15 protein-coding genes are annotated in these 17,262 nt (G+C 42.4%); 13 read left to right on the top strand and 2 right to left on the bottom strand.

Going from position 1 to position 17,262, the window contains the following annotated elements:
- The first annotated feature begins 12 nt into the window (after window positions 1-12).
- From purN to purD, 3 genes are all read left to right on the top strand, one after another.
- Window positions 13-597 carry a phosphoribosylglycinamide formyltransferase gene (purN, locus tag PB1_RS05195; RefSeq protein WP_003351201.1) on the top strand — a complete coding sequence of 195 codons (585 nt, stop codon included), beginning with the start codon at window positions 13-15 and terminating at the stop codon, window positions 595-597.
- The gene (gene purH, locus PB1_RS05190; protein WP_003351200.1) at window positions 594-2,132 is read left to right on the top strand and encodes a bifunctional phosphoribosylaminoimidazolecarboxamide formyltransferase/IMP cyclohydrolase; all 1,539 of its coding nucleotides are present in this window, start codon (window positions 594-596) and stop codon (window positions 2,130-2,132) included. The genes purN and purH overlap by 4 nt, the downstream gene beginning before the upstream one ends.
- Window positions 2,133-2,262: 130 nt before the next feature.
- Complete coding sequence (purD, locus tag PB1_RS05185; RefSeq protein WP_003351198.1) at window positions 2,263-3,534, top strand: phosphoribosylamine--glycine ligase; 1,272 nt, start codon at window positions 2,263-2,265, stop codon at window positions 3,532-3,534.
- On the opposite strand, the gene PB1_RS18420 is transcribed toward purD, so the two are convergent.
- Window positions 3,515-3,601, bottom strand: a complete 87-nt coding sequence (locus tag PB1_RS18420) for an EYxxD motif small membrane protein (RefSeq protein ID WP_337999020.1) — start codon at window positions 3,599-3,601, stop codon at window positions 3,515-3,517. The genes purD and PB1_RS18420 overlap by 20 nt on opposite strands.
- A gap of 189 nt (window positions 3,602-3,790) precedes the next feature.
- Complete coding sequence (locus PB1_RS05180) at window positions 3,791-4,072, bottom strand: YgaP family membrane protein (RefSeq protein ID WP_003351196.1); 282 nt, start codon at window positions 4,070-4,072, stop codon at window positions 3,791-3,793.
- Window positions 4,073-4,332: 260 nt separating this feature from the next.
- Between PB1_RS05180 and PB1_RS18415 the strand changes: the two genes are divergently transcribed.
- From PB1_RS18415 to aceA, 10 genes are all read left to right on the top strand, one after another.
- Complete coding sequence (locus tag PB1_RS18415) at window positions 4,333-4,509, top strand: adenine deaminase C-terminal domain-containing protein (protein ID WP_337999017.1); 177 nt, start codon at window positions 4,333-4,335, stop codon at window positions 4,507-4,509.
- A 66-nt stretch (window positions 4,510-4,575) separates the two neighbouring features.
- Window positions 4,576-5,622 (top strand): DUF3048 domain-containing protein, encoded by a 1,047-nt coding sequence (locus PB1_RS05175; protein ID WP_003351195.1) that lies wholly within the window; start codon window positions 4,576-4,578, stop codon window positions 5,620-5,622.
- A gap of 35 nt (window positions 5,623-5,657) precedes the next feature.
- Entirely contained in the window at window positions 5,658-5,966 is a 309-nt protein-coding gene (locus PB1_RS05170) for a YerC/YecD family TrpR-related protein (RefSeq protein ID WP_003351194.1), read from the top strand.
- Between the two features lie 101 nt (window positions 5,967-6,067).
- Window positions 6,068-6,766 carry a heptaprenylglyceryl phosphate synthase gene (gene pcrB, locus PB1_RS05165; protein WP_003351193.1) on the top strand — a complete coding sequence of 233 codons (699 nt, stop codon included), beginning with the start codon at window positions 6,068-6,070 and terminating at the stop codon, window positions 6,764-6,766.
- 61 nt (window positions 6,767-6,827) lie between these two features.
- Window positions 6,828-9,035 carry a DNA helicase PcrA gene (gene pcrA / locus PB1_RS05160; protein ID WP_003351192.1) on the top strand — a complete coding sequence of 736 codons (2,208 nt, stop codon included), beginning with the start codon at window positions 6,828-6,830 and terminating at the stop codon, window positions 9,033-9,035.
- Between the two features lie 50 nt (window positions 9,036-9,085).
- Window positions 9,086-11,092: an NAD-dependent DNA ligase LigA gene (gene ligA, locus PB1_RS05155; RefSeq protein ID WP_003351191.1), complete on the top strand. Its 2,007-nt coding sequence runs from the start codon at window positions 9,086-9,088 to the stop codon at window positions 11,090-11,092.
- Window positions 11,093-11,106: 14 nt separating this feature from the next.
- Window positions 11,107-12,279 (top strand): CamS family sex pheromone protein, encoded by a 1,173-nt coding sequence (locus PB1_RS05150; RefSeq protein WP_003351190.1) that lies wholly within the window; start codon window positions 11,107-11,109, stop codon window positions 12,277-12,279.
- 187 nt (window positions 12,280-12,466) lie between these two features.
- Entirely contained in the window at window positions 12,467-14,014 is a 1,548-nt protein-coding gene (gene pruA / locus PB1_RS05145; protein ID WP_003351189.1) for an L-glutamate gamma-semialdehyde dehydrogenase, read from the top strand.
- Between the two features lie 232 nt (window positions 14,015-14,246).
- Complete coding sequence (gene aceB / locus PB1_RS05140) at window positions 14,247-15,839, top strand: malate synthase A (protein WP_003351188.1); 1,593 nt, start codon at window positions 14,247-14,249, stop codon at window positions 15,837-15,839.
- Between the two features lie 37 nt (window positions 15,840-15,876).
- Window positions 15,877-17,163, top strand: coding sequence for an isocitrate lyase (gene aceA, locus PB1_RS05135; protein ID WP_003351186.1), 1,287 nt, complete (start codon window positions 15,877-15,879; stop codon window positions 17,161-17,163).
- Window positions 17,164-17,262: the final 99 nt, after the last annotated feature.

Raw genomic sequence — 17,262 nt, 5'->3', positions numbered from 1 at the left:
CGGAGGATAGTCATGAAAAACATCGCCGTATTTGCTTCGGGAAGCGGCAGCAATTTTCAAGCGATACTTGATGCCATTAACAATGGGAGCCTTAAAGCCACTATCAAGCTTCTTGTAAGCGATCAGAAAAATGCGTATGCAATTGAAAGGGCAAAGGCAGCCCAAATCCCGCAATTTGTTTTTACAGCAAAAGATTATATCAATAAAGAAGAATACGAAAAAGAAATCGTGCACGAACTAAAGAAATATGGCGTCGAATTTATCGTTCTAGCAGGCTATATGAGGTTAATTGGTCCAACTTTATTAAAGGAATATGAGGGCCGTATCGTCAATATTCATCCATCTTTGCTTCCTGCTTTTCCGGGCAAGGATGCGATTGGACAGGCATTAGCGGCAAGGGTGAAGGTGAGCGGAGTGACTATTCACTTTGTTGATGAAGGGATGGATACAGGGCCAATAATTGCCCAACAGGCTGTAAGCATTGAAGATTGTGAGACTCGCGAAAGTTTACAAAGAAAAATTCAGGCCGTCGAGCACAAGCTATATCCGGAAGTATTGCAAGAGCTCTTTTCTGCATCAAAGGAGGAAGATAAATGAAAAGCAAGCGTGCACTAATCAGTGTTTCAAATAAAGAGAATATCGTGGAATTTGCCAGACAGCTGGACGAACTCGGTTTTGAAATTATTTCAACGGGCGGTACAAAAAAAGTGCTTCAGGAAAATAAAATCCCTGTAATTGGCATCAGTGATGTTACTGATTTTCCGGAAATTTTGGAAGGAAGGGTTAAAACGCTTCATCCGAAAATCCACGGAGCTCTTTTAGCTAAATTTGATGATAAAGACCATCAACAGCAAATTGCCCATCATCAGATTAAGCCGATCCAGCTTGTTTGCGTGAATCTTTATCCGTTCCAGGAGACGATTGCAAAGCCTGATGCAACGGTCGAGGATGCAATAGAAAACATTGACATCGGCGGTCCGACAATGCTGAGAGCATCAGCGAAAAACCATGAACATGTGGCAGTCGTGGTTGATCCGGCTGATTATGAAACAGTTTTATCTGAATTAAGAAATTCCGGAGAAGTGCAAAAAGAGACGCGCCGGAAGCTTGCGGCAAAAGTCTTCCGCCATACAGCCGCTTATGATGCGCTAATAGCGGAATATATGACGCAATTGGTGGAGGAAAAAACACCTGAAAAATTAACGGTGACATATGAGCTGAAACAACCGCTTCGTTACGGGGAAAACCCGCATCAAAAAGCTGCTTTTTATAGGAAGCCGCTAGGTTCAAAATTCTCTATTGCAAATGCCGAGCAATTGCATGGAAAGGAGCTTTCCTATAACAATATCAACGATGCAGATGCCGCGCTGCAAATTGTAAAAGAATTTACAGAACCTGCAGCTGTGGCCGTAAAACACATGAATCCTTGCGGCGTTGGCACAGGCGAAACGATTTATGACGCGTTTTCAAAAGCGTTTGAGGCAGATCCTGTCTCAATTTTTGGCGGAATTATTGCTTTGAACCGCGAAGTGGACGCTGAAACGGCAAAAAAGCTTCATGGAATCTTCTTAGAAATTATTATTGCGCCTTCTTTTTCAACAGAAGCTCTTGACATTTTAGCATCGAAAAAGAATTTGCGATTGTTGACTATTCCGTTTGGTGAACAGCAAGCCGGCGAATTAAAGCTTACATCAATTGAAGGCGGCTTGCTTGTTCAGGAACAGGACGCGTTTACACTAGATGATGCAACGATTTCTGTTCCAACAAAGCGGGAACCAACTGAAGAAGAATGGCAGGCATTAAAGCTTGGCTGGAAAGTTGTTAAGCATGTAAAATCAAATGCAATTGTAGTAGCTGCCAAAGACATGACGCTCGGTATCGGCGCAGGGCAAATGAACCGGGTCGGGGCTGCGAAAATCGCCCTTGAACAGGCTGGTGAAAAAGCAAACGGAGCAGTGCTGGCATCTGATGCATTTTTCCCAATGGATGATACAGTTGAAGCGGCAGCAAAAGCCGGAATTACAGCAATTATTCAGCCGGGTGGTTCGATCCGTGACGAAGATTCAATTAAAAAAGCGGATGAGTACGGAATCGCCATGGTATTCACTGGTGTAAGGCATTTTAAACATTAATAATCAACTGATAAAAAAGGAACTGGCTCATAAGACTGGAGAACTTGCTCATAAAATCATGAAAACTGGTTCATAAACCTAGAACTGGCGAAAAATTATAAATAGAAGTCACGCTTGCGAGGTGGAAAAATTGAAGGTACTTGTCATTGGACGGGGCGGCCGAGAGCATGCCATTTGTACAAAAGTCCGCGAAAGTTCATTAGTTGATAAAGTATTTGTTGCTCCTGGGAATCCAGGAATGGAAAATGGGGCCGAACGGGTTTTCATTGAGGAACATGATCATGAAAAACTCCTCGAGTTCGCAAAAAAAGAAGATATAGGCCTCACAATCATCGGACCGGAAGTTCCACTTCTTGAAGGGCTGGCCGATTGCTTCAGCGAAGCCGGATTAAGAGTATTCGGCCCGAAAAAGGCAGCCGCCCTAATCGAGGGCAGCAAATCCTTTGCGAAAGAACTTATGAAAAAATATGAAATTCCGACAGCAGAATATCAGGTTTTTTCAAATTATGAGAAAGCAAAGGAATATATTTTGGAAAAAGGCGCTCCGATTGTCATCAAAGCGGATGGGTTAGCTGCAGGAAAAGGAGTAACTGTCGCCCTTACGGAAGAGGAGGCGCTCACAAGCCTTGAAGAAATGCTGCTTCATGAAAAGTTTGGTGCTGCATCCTCCAGTGTAGTGATTGAAGAATTCCTCAGCGGCGAAGAATTTTCTCTTATGGCTTTTGTCCATGGTGAAACGGTTGTTCCCCTTGAAATCGCACAAGATCATAAACGTGCCTATGATGGGGACAAGGGTCCCAATACAGGGGGAATGGGGGCGTATTCTCCGGTTCCGCACATAGGTGAGGATACTGTTAAAACAGCGATTGAAACGATTTTAAAACCGGCTGCAAAAGCGCTTGTTGCGGAAGGAAGAATCTTCACCGGCATCCTTTATGCGGGCCTTATTAAGACGGAAAAAGGTCCGAAAGTAATTGAGTTCAATGCCCGTTTTGGCGATCCGGAAACGCAGGTGGTTTTGCCGAGAATGAAATCGGATCTTGTAGCCGTGATTTTGGATTTATTAGATGGAAAAATACCTGAAGTCGAGTGGGATAACCAGGCAATGCTTGGAGTTGTAGTCGCGGCAGAGGGTTATCCTGAGTCATACAAAAAAGGTTCTGTTTTAAAAGGGCTCGATAAGCTTGAAAAAGAACTGGCTGTTTTTCACGCCGGGACAGAGAAAAATGATGAAGGTCACTATATTACAAATGGCGGACGGGTGCTACTTGCCGGGGCAAAAGCGGAAACCTTAAAAGAAGCGCAGGATAAAGTTTATACAGGGCTTGCAAATTTACAGTGCAGTGACGTGTTTTACCGTAAAGACATCGGTTATAAAGCTATCAGACTCGCTTCTTATTAGTTTTTCGGACATAAACAAAAATTAGGGCAACAATACTTCCAATTAACGTAATTAAAACAAACGACATATCCATCACATATTCAAGAAACATTTAAAATCATCTCCTTTCATTAAGGGGCTGATTTATAAGGGTCTGACTCTCTCCAATAATGACAATGTATAGAATGGTTTGTCTATATGTTGTATCGGAGGGGCGACCCTTTTGCTATATGCCAGCCCCTATCTATGCTTTTTGAAAAATCGCGAAAATTGGAGTTTACGATGGATTATATGGAAGAATTTGATCCATGTCTTGTTCGTTGTTGCCGTGGCTCTCACTGTTAAACGTCATTTTCTGAGCATTCTCAAACAATGCAGTCACAGGACAAAAACGAACAATTCCTTCTGCCACCTTCATTGCCCCGAGCAAAGCTATAAAAAGATAAGAATCCCGCCAAGGTCTTTTTACAAGCTTTGCAGTGCTCCATGATAGAATTGTCAAGCCAATTGTAATCCTAATTAATGCATTAACAATTCCGATATTTGTTTTTACATTCATCAACGAAAACACTCCTCACAAAATTGTAATAATTATTTTCATACTTTAATGCGTTAAACAACGAAATATGATAATATATTAATTAACCCTAAATGTAAGGCCTTTCTTTTGCGATATTGAACCGGATGCACATCCATTTCAGTTATATAATTCCCATTCATTTGCACGGTATGCATCACAATTCGGCACTAAAACATTGATTAATTGAAATTCCTCTTCAAATTAAGGGAATTATGTCTTCGAAAAAGTGGAGGATTTGATTGAGGAAGAAAAACAATTGTTACAATACTTGCGAAAAAAAAGGATACCGGTTTGCCGACCCGATCTATTCATTGTTGTTTTTTTCTTCAACCCACTTGTCCTATATACGGATTACCCAGCAAGGAATGTGCGATGTCATGAATAAAATAGTACTCTTTCCGTCGATAATGCGTTAAAATATAAAAGTGATAAAGGAAATTTAATAACTGAGAAAATTTTAGGGTATGTAGGAGCGTGTTTTTATGTTAAAACAATGGGTCGTTGCCGGATCCATTATGCTTCTGCTTTTGACAGGATGCAACAAGCAGGAAAAAGCAGAAGTAACCGGGGAAAAAGAATCGGATGAAGTGGTTCAGGAAGCAGAAACAGATAATGAGTTTTCCTACCAATTCCCATTGACGGGAATCGGTACAGAACAACAATCGGAACACCGGGCAATCGCTGTTGTGATTAATAATCACCCTGCTGCCAGGCCGCAGTCAGGCTTGCAAAAAGCAGACATTGTTTATGAGGTGCTGGCAGAAGGAGATGTAACAAGATTTCTCGCTGTTTTCCAAAGTGAAATGCCTGATCAAGTTGGACCTGTCCGAAGTGCAAGGGACTATCTTATCGAACTTGCCAAAGGTTTTAACAGCTTGTTTATTGCGCACGGTTACAGCCCTGAAGCAAAAAAAATGCTTGAACAAGGATATATTGACAACCTAAACGGGATGAAGTATGACGGCACTTTGTTCAAGCGGGCAGATTTTCGAAAAGCTCCTCATAATTCTTATATTTCGTTTGCAAATATTACAAAGGGAGCTGAACTAAACAATTATGATTTAATGGAAAGTCCTGATCCGCTGAAATTTTATCAAAAAGAAGAGCTTGACCAGATAACCGGCAAGGAAGCTGGTTCCGTTATGATTTCTTATTTTTTCAATGACTTTTTTAATGTCAGCTACGAATATGATCCTGAGCTTGAGAAATACAGACGCTATACAAATGAAGAACTTACGGCAGACTATGAATCAAAAGAGCCTGTGCTCATTGACAATATTTTAATTCTTGAAATGGAACATAAAGTGGTTGATAATTACGGCAGGCGTGATATCAATTTAACTTCAGGCGGAAAAGGATATTTGCTGCAAAAAGGGAAATGGAACGAAGTAGAATGGAGAAACGAGGACGGCAAAATTGTTCCATATTTTAATGGGAAAGAAGCATCCTTCGTGCCCGGAAAAACATGGGTCAATGTGATTCCATCTGATCCGGGATTAACGGAATCCGTTTCTTTTGAATCCAGCTAAAATAATATTTCTAGCTTAAAAAGGAGTATTAAAATATGCAAATTGATAAACTAAGAGGAAAGCAACTTGATCAATTGTTTAAGGCAATCCTTTCTTTAAGAGATTTGGAAGAATGCTACCGTTTCTTTGATGATCTTTGCACAGTCAATGAAATCCAGTCGCTTGCCCAGCGTTTAGAAGTGGCCCGCATGCTCCGTGAAGGAAATACGTATCATAAGATTGAAACAGAAACAGGAGCCAGCACTGCTACGATCTCACGCGTGAAGCGCTCCTTAAACTACGGAAACGATGCCTATGCAATTGCATTAGATCGAATAAAAGAACAAGAAACTGTAAGTGAATAAATATCTCTTAAACCGAAGACTGGCTTCGGTTTTTTCTTTTTGGTTCACTTTTATCAATGCTATAATGGTGTAATGGAAGTAATATTAGGAGGCAGTTGGCAATGTATGATATTCGCGAGTGGCGCCATGTGTTTAAGCTCGATCCAAATAAATCCATAAACGATGAAGATCTCGAAAGAATCTGTGAATCTGGCACCGATGCCGTTATTGTAGGGGGAACGGACGGCGTTACCCTCGAAAATGTTCTTGATTTAATGTCTCGGATTCGCAAATTTTCGGTTCCGTGTGTACTGGAGGTTTCAACCATTGATTCTGTCACACCGGGTTTTGATTTCTATTTTATCCCAACAGTTTTAAACAGCCGCGACCCTAAGTGGATTACCGGCTTGCATCGGCAGGCAGTGAAGGAATACGGGAAGATTATGAACTGGGAAGAAATTATTATGGAGGGCTACTGTATTTTAAATGAAGACTGTAAGGTTGCCCGGCTAACAAGCGCAGATGTATACCTCGATCAAGAGGATGTCGCATCATTTGCGATGATGGCTGAAAAAATGTTCCATTTGCCGATTTTTTACCTTGAGTACAGCGGCAAATACGGTGATCCGGAATTGGTCCGCGAGGTAAAAGAAGTGCTTCAAGAAACGGTTCTTTTTTATGGCGGCGGAATTGAATCAGAAGAACAGGCAAAGGTAATGGCAGTCCATGCGGATGTAATCGTCGTCGGTAATGCTGTTTATAAAAATTTGGACGAGGCCTTAAAAACAGTCTCAGCAGTTAAATCATTAAATACCGGTTGAAGAAGGTATAGTGTCTAATGTAAAATGAGAACAAGCGTTCGTTTGGTGGTGAAAAAATAAAATGAAATTTTTAACTGAAAAATTGTTGAGCGGATTGAATCCAGAGCAGCAAAAGGCCGTCAAGGCAGCGGACGGGCCTCTTTTAATTATGGCCGGAGCCGGAAGCGGAAAAACGAGAGTGCTGACGCACCGCATTGCCTATTTGATGGTTGAAAAAGGCGTAAATCCGTACAATATTCTGGCGATAACGTTTACAAACAAAGCTGCCCGTGAAATGAAGGAACGGATTCAAAATTTGATGGGCGGTGCCGGGGAGGAAATCTGGATATCAACCTTCCATTCCATGTGTGTAAAAATCTTGCGAAGAGATATTGACAGGATCGGATTTAACAGAAATTTTACCATTCTCGATGCAACAGATCAGCAATCAGTGATTAAAGGTATTTTGAAAGACAAAAACATAGATCCGAAAAAGTTTGACCCACGGGCGATTTTAGGGTCAATCAGTTCGGCAAAAAATGAATTAATTGATCCTGAAGAATTTGCAAAGACAGCCGGAGGTTATTACGAAAAGGTTGTCAGTGATGTCTACACTGAATACCAGAAACGGCTCCGCAAAAATCAGGCGCTTGATTTCGATGATCTAATTATGACAACCATTCAACTGTTCAAGCGCGTTCCTGAAGTTCTAGAATATTATCAGCGAAAATTTCAGTACATTCATGTCGATGAGTATCAGGATACGAATAAAGCACAATATATGCTTATAAAGATGCTGGCAGCACGATTTAAGAACCTTTGTGTTGTCGGAGACTCGGATCAGTCAATCTACCGCTGGCGCGGAGCGGATATTGCCAATATCTTATCATTTGAAAAAGACTACCCGAATTCCCAGGTTATTTTATTAGAACAAAATTACCGCTCGACAAAAAGAATCTTGTCAGCGGCAAATGAAGTGATTGCCAATAATGAAAACCGCAAGCCTAAAAATCTTTGGACGGAAAACGCTGAAGGAAATAAGATTGTTTATTACAGAGCGGTTAGCGAACAGGCAGAAGCACAGTTTGTTGCGGGAAAAATTAAAGAAATGGTTGAAAGCGGAAAGCGGCGGCTATCTGATATCGCCATTTTGTACCGGACAAATGCCCAGTCGCGTGTTATAGAGGAAGTGCTGCTGAAATCGAACATCGAATATTCGATTGTCGGCGGGATTAAATTCTATGACCGCAAAGAAATTAAAGACATCCTCTCTTATCTTCGCTTGATTGCCAATCCGGATGATGATATCAGCCTGCAGCGTGTTATTAACGTGCCGAAAAGAGGTATAGGATCAAGCTCGATTGATAAAATCGCGAACTTTGCGGTTACCCATGACATGTCGATGTATCAGGCGCTGGAGGCAATTGACATGATTGGCTTGAGCCCTAAAATTGCGAAAGCGGCGGCTGAATTCCGCGATTTCATTCAAAATTATACAAGAATGCAAGAGTATTTATCTGTAACGGAACTCGTTGATGAAGTTCTTGATAAATCAGGCTACCGCGAAATGCTGAAAGCGGAAAAATTACTTGAAGCCCAGAGCCGGCTGGAAAACTTGGAAGAATTTCTGTCTGTTACAAAAAACTTTGAAGAAACGAGCGAAGATAAAAGCTTAATAGCTTTCTTAACAGATTTAGCGCTTGTTGCAGATATTGACAGTCTTGATGAAGACGGCCAAAAATCAGATTCGGTCGTGTTAATGACATTGCACTCTGCAAAAGGGCTTGAATTTCCGGTAGTTTTTTTAATTGGCATGGAAGAAGGAGTATTTCCGCACAGCCGTTCGTTAATGGAAGAAGCGGAAATGGAAGAGGAACGCCGTCTTGCCTATGTCGGAATCACACGCGCCGAAGAAGAGCTTTATATAACCAATGCTCAGATGAGGACGCTTTTTGGACAGACGAAAATGAATCCTGAATCCCGTTTTATTAAAGAGATCCCTGATGATCTATTAGAGGAAATGCATAAGGTTCAGAACCAGGCTGCGTCGTTTGGAATACCATTCAGACAACCCGAGAGGCGTCCGGTAATGAGACCGGTGGCAGCCTCTACCGGAGGCGATAGTATCGACTGGAAAGTGGGAGACAAGGCCGAGCATGGCAAATGGGGGATAGGCACCGTTGTCAGCGTAAAAGGCGATGGTGAAGGAACGGAGCTTGATATAGCATTTCCGAACCCGATTGGAATCAAGCGGCTGCTGGCAAAATTTGCACCGATTAAGAAAGCATAAGGTCCTTTTCACATTTAATTTCTAAATCTTAATATGGAAGGGTTGGGCTTATGGATTTACAAACAGCTGAAAAGCGAATAAAAGATTTGCAAAATCTTCTTAACCAATATAATTATGAATACTTTGTCCTCGATAAGCCATCCATACAAGATGCCGAGTATGACCGCCTTTTGCGTGACCTGATTGAATTGGAATCCCGATTTCCGCAATTCAAGACTCCTGATTCACCAACCCAGCGTGTCGGCGGAGAAGTTCTTGACATGTTTAAAAAGGTGGAGCACCGGACGCCAATGCTCAGTCTTGCCAATGCGTTTAACGAGCAGGATTTGCGTGATTTTGACCGGCGCATCCGCCAAATGATCGGTGACGACTTCTCATACGTATGCGAACTGAAAATCGACGGCCTTGCCGTGTCTCTTCGTTATGAAGACGGCTTGTTTGTGTTGGGTGCAACTAGAGGGGACGGCTCAACCGGAGAAGATATTACGGCAAACTTAAGAACAATTCGCTCGATTCCATTGAGGCTTAACGAGCCTGTAACAATCGAAGTTCGAGGGGAAGCCTTCATGCCTAAGCGGTCTTTTGAAGCGTTAAACAAAGTCCGGGAGGAACGAGGCGAAGAACCGTTTGCAAACCCGAGAAATGCTGCTGCCGGTTCTTTGAGGCAGCTTGATCCGCGAATTGCTGCTTCCCGCAATCTTGACATCTTCCTGTACGGAATTGGTGATCCTGGGGAAACCGGTGTTGTCAGCCATAGTGAAGGCCTTGATTTACTTGAAAAGCTCGGATTTAAAACGAACAAAGAGCGCAAGAAACTTGCACACATTGATGAAGTGATTAAGTATGTCAACAGCTGGATTGAAAAACGCCCGGCTCTTGAATATGACATCGATGGCATTGTAGTTAAAGTAGACTCTTTAGAGCAGCAGAGAAAGCTTGGAACAACGGCCAAAAGCCCCCGCTGGGCGATTGCCTATAAGTTTCCGGCAGAGGAAGTTGTTACGATTTTAAAAGATATCGAATTGAGTGTAGGGCGTACAGGTGTGATCACTCCGACAGCCATTTTAGAACCCGTCCGGGTTGCAGGGACAACGGTGCAAAGGGCATCCTTGCACAATGAAGATTTAATACGGGAAAAAGATATCAAGATCGGTGACCATGTCGTCGTGAAAAAAGCCGGTGACATTATTCCGGAAGTTGTAAATGTGCTGGCAGATATGAGAACCGGTGAAGAAAAAGATTTCAACATGCCTGCCCATTGCCCGGAATGCGAGAGTGAATTAGTCAGGCTTGACGGAGAAGTGGCTCTTCGCTGCATAAATCCGAAATGCCCGGCTCAAATACGTGAGGGCCTTATTCATTTTGTCTCAAGAAATGCGATGAATATTGAAGGGCTTGGGGAGAAAGTCATTTCCCAGCTTTTTGCTGCAAATCTTGTCCATGATGTTGCCGACATTTATAAATTAACCCGGGAACAGCTGCTCGGATTGGAACGAATGGGTGAAAAATCCGTCAACAACCTGCTTCAGGCCATTGAAGCATCGAAGCAAAATTCACTTGAAAGACTCCTTTTCGGGCTTGGAATTCGCCATGTCGGTGCAAAAGCAGCCAAAACGCTTGCGATAGAATTCGGTACAATGGACAGACTGGCGTCTGCAACCAGGGAAGAGCTGACAGCCATAAATGAAATTGGGGAAAAAATGGCTGATTCCATTGTGGCATTTTTTGAAATGGAAGAAGTCAGAGAATTAATCAAGGAATTAAAAGCTTCCGGAGTTAATATGGAATATAAAGGGACAATCCCAGCATCACCTGCAGAATCAGGTTCATACTTTGCCGGAAAGACGATTGTGCTAACAGGGAAATTAGCACAGCTCACACGAAATGAAGCAAAGGAAAAAATTGAGGCTCTTGGAGGAAATGTTTCCGGAAGCGTGAGTAAGAAAACGAATCTTGTCATTGCGGGAGAAGATGCCGGTTCGAAACTTGCAAAGGCAGAGGAACTGGGAATTGAGGTTTGGAATGAGGAGAGACTGCTTGAAGAATTAACGAAATAAGAGGTGGAAATACGGTGAGAAAACTCTCAATAATCGCGTTATCTTTTGTCCTCTTGCTGACTGCATGTGCACCGAATTTTCAAAAGCAGGAGGAAGTCGTTCAAAAAACAGACGAATCGAAAAAAGAAAAAGCGATTATTCCTAAATACAAAATTTCGGAAAAATACTATCGGACGATTATTCCTTTTGAGCCGAGTAAAGCTCGCGGCCTTGTTGTGAACAATCTTAATACGAGATATGACATTAGTGAGTTTGAAACAGGCTTGATGAGGCTGGCCCAAAATACATTTGATCCTGATAAATATGTATTTAAAGAAGGACAAAATCTTGACCGGAAAACCGTACAACTCTGGTTAAACCGAAAATTTACATCTGAACAGTTAAAGGAAGAAAATCTCAGCGAAGAAGAAAACATTGGGCTTAACCCGCTTGATGACGGAAAAGGCGATATAAAAGAACGGAATAATAGGAATCCGATTTACCTTGCCCATATTTTAGAACACGACTATCTCGAAAAGGGAGAAAATGAAACATACCATCTTGGCGGTGTTGTGATCGGCCTGGCTTTAAATTCAGTCCATTATTATCAAAAAGAACAATTTGGAGCCACTTTTGAAAAGAAAATCCCACATGAGGAACTTGAGAGAGAAGGGAAAAAAATAGCTGAAGAAGTGGTCAAACGGTTAAGAAAAATGGATGGATTAAAGGATGTGCCCATTATGATAGGGTTGTTTGAACAGGAAAGCCGTACTTCTGTCGTACCCGGCAACTTTTTTGCTTACACAAATGTAGCGGAAGGCAGTTCAAGTATCGGTGAATGGGAAAAAGTGAATGAGGATTATATGCTGTTTCCTTCTCCGGAGGCGGAAGAGAAACACCGTGAGGATTGGACAATGTTTCAAAACTTTAAACAGGATGTAGAAGAATATTTTCCTAACTTTAACGGCGTTATCGGAAAAGCTTTTTATGCAGAAGGGCAGCTGCAGGAACTAAATATTAATATTCCGATCCAATTCTATGGAAAAGCCGAAGCAGTAGGATTTTCCCAATATGTAACCGGATTGGTAATGGAACATTTTCCTGACTATATTTCCGTTAGTGTGAGCATCACCTCTGTAAACGGTCCGGAAGCACTAATTGTCCGAAAGGCCGAACAAGATGAACCGTTTGTTCATATTTACGAGTAAAATGCGCGAGGCTGTCTCAAAAGCCTAAGGGTCAGACCCTTACGAGGCAGCCTCCTTTTTTATTTTGGATATTAATCTTTAGGAATACTAGGAAAAATAAGAATATTTCCTCTGTTTGAAGTGAAGAAAAGAAACATGATAGAATGGTAACTGTATGTAAACGCTTAATTCATAAGGAGGCAGGAAAATGGTACAACCATACAAACATGAACCTTTTACAGACTTTACTGTGGAAGAAAACCGCAAAGCGTACCTGCAAGGCTTAAATACAGTTGAGAGCTATTTAGGTCAAAACTATGATTTAGTTATTGGCGGGAAGCGCATCTCAACAGAAGATAAGATTGTTTCCATCAATCCTTCCAATAAAGATGAAGTTATCGGCCGGGTTTCAAAAGCAAACAAAGAGCTTGCTGAAGAAGCGATGCAGGCTGCCGTAGAAGCGTTCAAAACTTGGAGAAAAGTGAAGCCGGAAACACGTGCAGATGTGCTGTTTAAAGCTGCAGCGATCATTCGCCGCCGCAAGCACGAATTTTCAGCGTTATTGACAAAAGAAGCGGGCAAGCCATGGAAAGAAGCGGACGCCGATACAGCAGAAGCGATTGACTTCCTTGAATACTATGGACGCCAAATGCTTCGTATCAAAGATGGTGTACCGGTAAACAGCCGTCCAAATGAGTTCAACCGCTACGACTACATTCCATTAGGAGTCGGAGTTATTATTTCCCCTTGGAACTTCCCGTTAGCGATCATGGCGGGAACAACGGTTGCGGCTATTGTATCTGGAAACACAGTTGTGTTAAAACCTGCTTCTGCAACTCCGGTTGTCGCAGCGAAATTCGTAGAAGTGATGGAAGAAGCAGGCCTTCCAAAAGGCGTGTTAAACTTTGTTCCGGGAAGCGGTGCAGAAGTAGGCGACTACTTAGTTGATCATAAAGATACTCGATTCATTTCCTTCACGGGATCCCGCGATGTGGGCTTACGCATATACGAACGCGCATCGAAATTAAGTAAGGGCCAAATTTGGCTGAAGCGAGTGATCGCTGAAATGGGAGGAAAAGATACCATTGTCGTTGATAAAGAAGCTGATCTTGAACTGGCAGCGCAATCGATCGTAGCGTCTGCGTTCGGATTCTCCGGGCAAAAATGTTCGGCTTGTTCCCGTGCGGTTGTCGTTGAGGATGTATATGATCAAGTATTAAACCGCGTCGTGGAGTTAACGAATCAATTAACACTAGGAAATCCTGAAGATCAAAACACTTTCATGGGTCCTGTGATTGATCAAAACGCGTATGACAAAATTATGGAATATATTGAAATCGGGAAGCAGGAAGGCAAATTGATGACAGGCGGGGAAGGAGACAACTCTAAAGGCTTCTTCATTAAGCCGACTGTATTTGCCGACCTTGATCCTAATGCACGCATCATGCAGGAAGAAATCTTCGGACCCGTTGTCGGTTTTGCAAAAGCGAAAGATTTCGACCATGCAATTGAAATTGCGAACAATACCGAGTATGGTTTAACAGGTGCAGTTATCTCAAATAATCGTGAACATATCGAAAAAGCGCGCGAAGATTTCCATGTCGGAAACCTGTACTTTAACCGCGGATGTACTGGCGCCATCGTTGGGTACCAGCCGTTTGGCGGATTCAACATGTCCGGTACAGACTCAAAAGCAGGAGGTCCTGACTACTTGCTTCTTCACATGCAAGCAAAAACAACTTCAGAAATGTTCTAGGAACTTTCAGCCCCTTCTCATTTTGGGAAGGGGTTTTTTAGCTTCATCCAACTTGTTTCTATCCTCTAATCCTCAATAGAAATTCATTGGCATAAATCAAAAAACTTCGAGAAGATAGGCTTTAAAATATTTTTTAAAAAATTTTTAAAGGGGTTTCATTTTTAAAAAATCTGTTATATAATACAAAATATCAAAAATATGTGTATTATAACAAAGGGGTGTATCAAAACTCATGTCCACTCAAACGACAGGCATTGAAATTGTTGGTTCGATTAAACCGGGATATGAAGAAATCCTAACGACTGAAGCAGTCAACTTTATTGAAGAATTAGAAAGAAAGTTTGGTCCGCGGAGAAAAGAACTATTACAGCTCCGGCAAATACGGCAAGAAGAAATCAACCAAGGAAAACTCCCGGACTTTCTTCCTGAAACAGAGTATATTCGAAACGGAGATTGGACAATTGCGCAGCTTCCGGACGATCTCCGTGACAGACGCGTGGAAATTACCGGACCAACCGATCGAAAAATGATTATAAATGCGTTGAATTCCGGTGCCAAAGTCTTTATGGCGGATTGTGAGGACGCCACTTCACCAACTTGGGAAAACATCGTCGAAGGGCAGATTAATCTTAGAGATGCAGTGAACCGGACGATCTCGTTCGAAAATCCAAACGGCAAGAAATATGTACTTAACGAAAAAACAGCTGTACTTCTTGTTCGTCCTAGAGGCCTTCATCTTGAAGAAAAACATTTGCTTCTTGATGGAAAACCGATTTCCGGCAGTTTCTTCGATTTTGGAATGTACTTTTTCCATAATGCGAAGAATCTGATTGCGAGAGGAACCGGTCCGTATTTTTACTTGCCGAAGCTTGAAAGCCATCTTGAAGCGAGACTGTGGAATGACGTATTTGTTTATTCGCAGGAAAAGCTCGGCATCCCTCAAGGGACAATTAAAGCAACGGTTCTTATTGAAACGATTTTGGCTGCGTTCGAGATGCATGAGATCTTATATGAATTAAGGGAGCATTCTGCCGGATTGAACTGCGGACGCTGGGATTATATTTTCAGCTATTTGAAAAAGTTCCGCAATCACGAGAATGTCATCCTGCCTGACAGATCACAGGTGACAATGACTGTTCCGTTTATGAGATCTTATTCACTTTTGACAATTCAAACATGCCATCGCCGCAAAGCACCGGCAATTGGAGGCATGGCGGCCCAAATTCCTGTTAAAAATGATCCGAAAGCAAATGAAGAAGCTTTTGCAAAGGTACGCGCAGATAAAGAACGGGAAGCACGCGACGGTCATGATGGGACATGGGTAGCACATCCTGCTTTAGTTCCGGTTGCGCTTGAAATTTTTAACCGGGAGATGCCTGATGCCAATCAAATTGAAACAAAAAAACTTGAAGATCTTACCGTTTCAGCCGGCGACTTGCTCGAAGTTCCTGAAGGCACGATTACTGAAAATGGTGTCCGAATGAACATTAATGTCGGAATCCAATATGTTGCATCATGGCTCGGCGGCAGAGGGGCAGCGCCAATTCATAATCTTATGGAAGATGCTGCTACAGCCGAGATTTCAAGGGCGCAGCTTTGGCAATGGCTCCGCCATCCAAAAGGTATATTAGATGACGGCAGAAAAGCAACAGTTGAGATGTACGAGCAGATTAAGAAAGAAGAGCTTGAGAAAATTAAGCAGGAAATTGGTGCGGAAAATTTTGTAAATGGCCGTTTTGATGAGGCAGTAGAATTGTTTGACAAGCTGATTTTAGAAGATGAGTTTGCTGATTTCCTAACTCTTCCGGGTTATGAAATTTTATAGATAAATAGACTAATAAATTTTAAGGAGGATTTTAAACATGACAGATTCTAGAGTACAACAATTGCAGGAAAGCTGGGAAAAGGATTCTCGCTGGAAAGGAATTACCCGTCCTTATTCAGCAGAAGATGTAATCAAATTACGAGGATCAATTGACATTGAGTATACATTGGCACGCCGCGGTGCGGAAAAGCTTTGGAAGCTTGTAAATGAAGAAGATTTTATTAATGCCCTTGGTGCACTTACAGGTAATCAGGCTGTTCAGCAAGTAAAAGCCGGGTTGAAAGCTATTTACTTGAGCGGCTGGCAAGTTGCAGCTGATGCAAACTTGGCTGGACATATGTACCCTGACCAAAGCTTATATCCGGCAAACAGTGTGCCTCACGTAGTAAAACGAATTAATCAGGCTCTGCAGCGCGCTGACCAAATTCATCATTCTGAAGGAGACAATTCTATTGATTGGTTTGCTCCAATCGTAGCCGATGCGGAAGCAGGATTCGGCGGCCAGCTAAACGTGTTTGAATTGATGAAAGCGATGATTGAAGCCGGTGCTGCCGGAGTACACTTCGAAGATCAGCTTTCTTCAGAAAAGAAATGCGGACACCTTGGAGGAAAAGTATTGCTTCCAACACAAACTGCAGTGAAAAACTTGATTGCAGCCCGCCTCGCAGCTGACGTAATGGGTGTACCAACAGTGTTAATTGCCCGGACAGATGCGAACGCAGCGGATATGGTAACAAGTGATGTGGATCCGTACGATGCTCCGTTCACTACTGGAGAGCGTACAGAAGAAGGATTTTTCCGCACAAAAGCCGGTTTAGACCAAGCGATTGCCCGCGGATTGGCGTATGCACCGTATGCCGACATGATTTGGTGCGAAACATCTGAGCCAAACTTAGAGGAAGCAAGACGTTTTGCGGAAGCTATTCATGAGAAGTTCCCTGGAAAGCTGTTAGCTTACAACTGCTCACCATCTTTTAACTGGAAGAAAAAGCTTGATGATGAAACAATCGCGAAATTCCAAGTTGAACTCGGAAAAATGGGCTACAAGTTCCAATTCGTTACACTTGCAGGATTCCATACTTTGAACCACAGCATGTTCGAACTAGCACGAGGCTACAAAGACCGTGGAATGGCAGCTTACTCAGAATTGCAGCAAGCGGAGTTTGCAAGCGAAAAGTACGGCTACACTGCTACAAGACACCAGCGTGAAGTCGGAACAGGCTACTTCGATGAAGTTGCAATGGTAATCTCAGGCGGAAGTTCTTCAACAACTGCATTGAAAGGCTCAACAGAAGAAGAACAATTCACCGTTGTCGCAAAGTAATAGTTCTAACCTTTGTTTCCATGATTTTTCACCTTAATTCACCTATATATCTCCCAAATTAATTACCTTCTTTACCGCTTTAAAGCACCGCGGGCCAGA

The organism is Bacillus methanolicus PB1, from assembly GCF_000262755.1.
Lineage (GTDB): Bacteria > Bacillota > Bacilli > Bacillales > Cytobacillaceae > Bacillus_Z > Bacillus_Z methanolicus.
This window is presented reverse-complemented; position numbering and strand designations above follow the sequence as displayed.

Bases quoted from the DNA above. Each gene is read 5' to 3' on its own strand.
- PB1_RS05180 (WP_003351196.1), bottom strand. From the start codon at position 4,072: ATGAATGTAAAAACAAATATCGGAATTGTTAATGCATTAATTAGGATT.
- aceA (WP_003351186.1), top strand. From the start codon at position 15,877: ATGACAGATTCTAGAGTACAACAATTGCAGGAAAGCTGGGAAAAGGAT.
- PB1_RS05170 (WP_003351194.1), top strand. From the start codon at position 5,658: ATGCAAATTGATAAACTAAGAGGAAAGCAACTTGATCAATTGTTTAAG.
- pcrB (WP_003351193.1), top strand. From the start codon at position 6,068: ATGTATGATATTCGCGAGTGGCGCCATGTGTTTAAGCTCGATCCAAAT.
- aceB (WP_003351188.1), top strand. From the start codon at position 14,247: ATGTCCACTCAAACGACAGGCATTGAAATTGTTGGTTCGATTAAACCG.
- PB1_RS18420 (WP_337999020.1), bottom strand. From the start codon at position 3,601: ATGTCGTTTGTTTTAATTACGTTAATTGGAAGTATTGTTGCCCTAATT.
- pruA (WP_003351189.1), top strand. From the start codon at position 12,467: ATGGTACAACCATACAAACATGAACCTTTTACAGACTTTACTGTGGAA.
- purH (WP_003351200.1), top strand. From the start codon at position 594: ATGAAAAGCAAGCGTGCACTAATCAGTGTTTCAAATAAAGAGAATATC.
- ligA (WP_003351191.1), top strand. From the start codon at position 9,086: ATGGATTTACAAACAGCTGAAAAGCGAATAAAAGATTTGCAAAATCTT.
- pcrA (WP_003351192.1), top strand. From the start codon at position 6,828: ATGAAATTTTTAACTGAAAAATTGTTGAGCGGATTGAATCCAGAGCAG.
- PB1_RS05175 (WP_003351195.1), top strand. From the start codon at position 4,576: ATGTTAAAACAATGGGTCGTTGCCGGATCCATTATGCTTCTGCTTTTG.
- purN (WP_003351201.1), top strand. From the start codon at position 13: ATGAAAAACATCGCCGTATTTGCTTCGGGAAGCGGCAGCAATTTTCAA.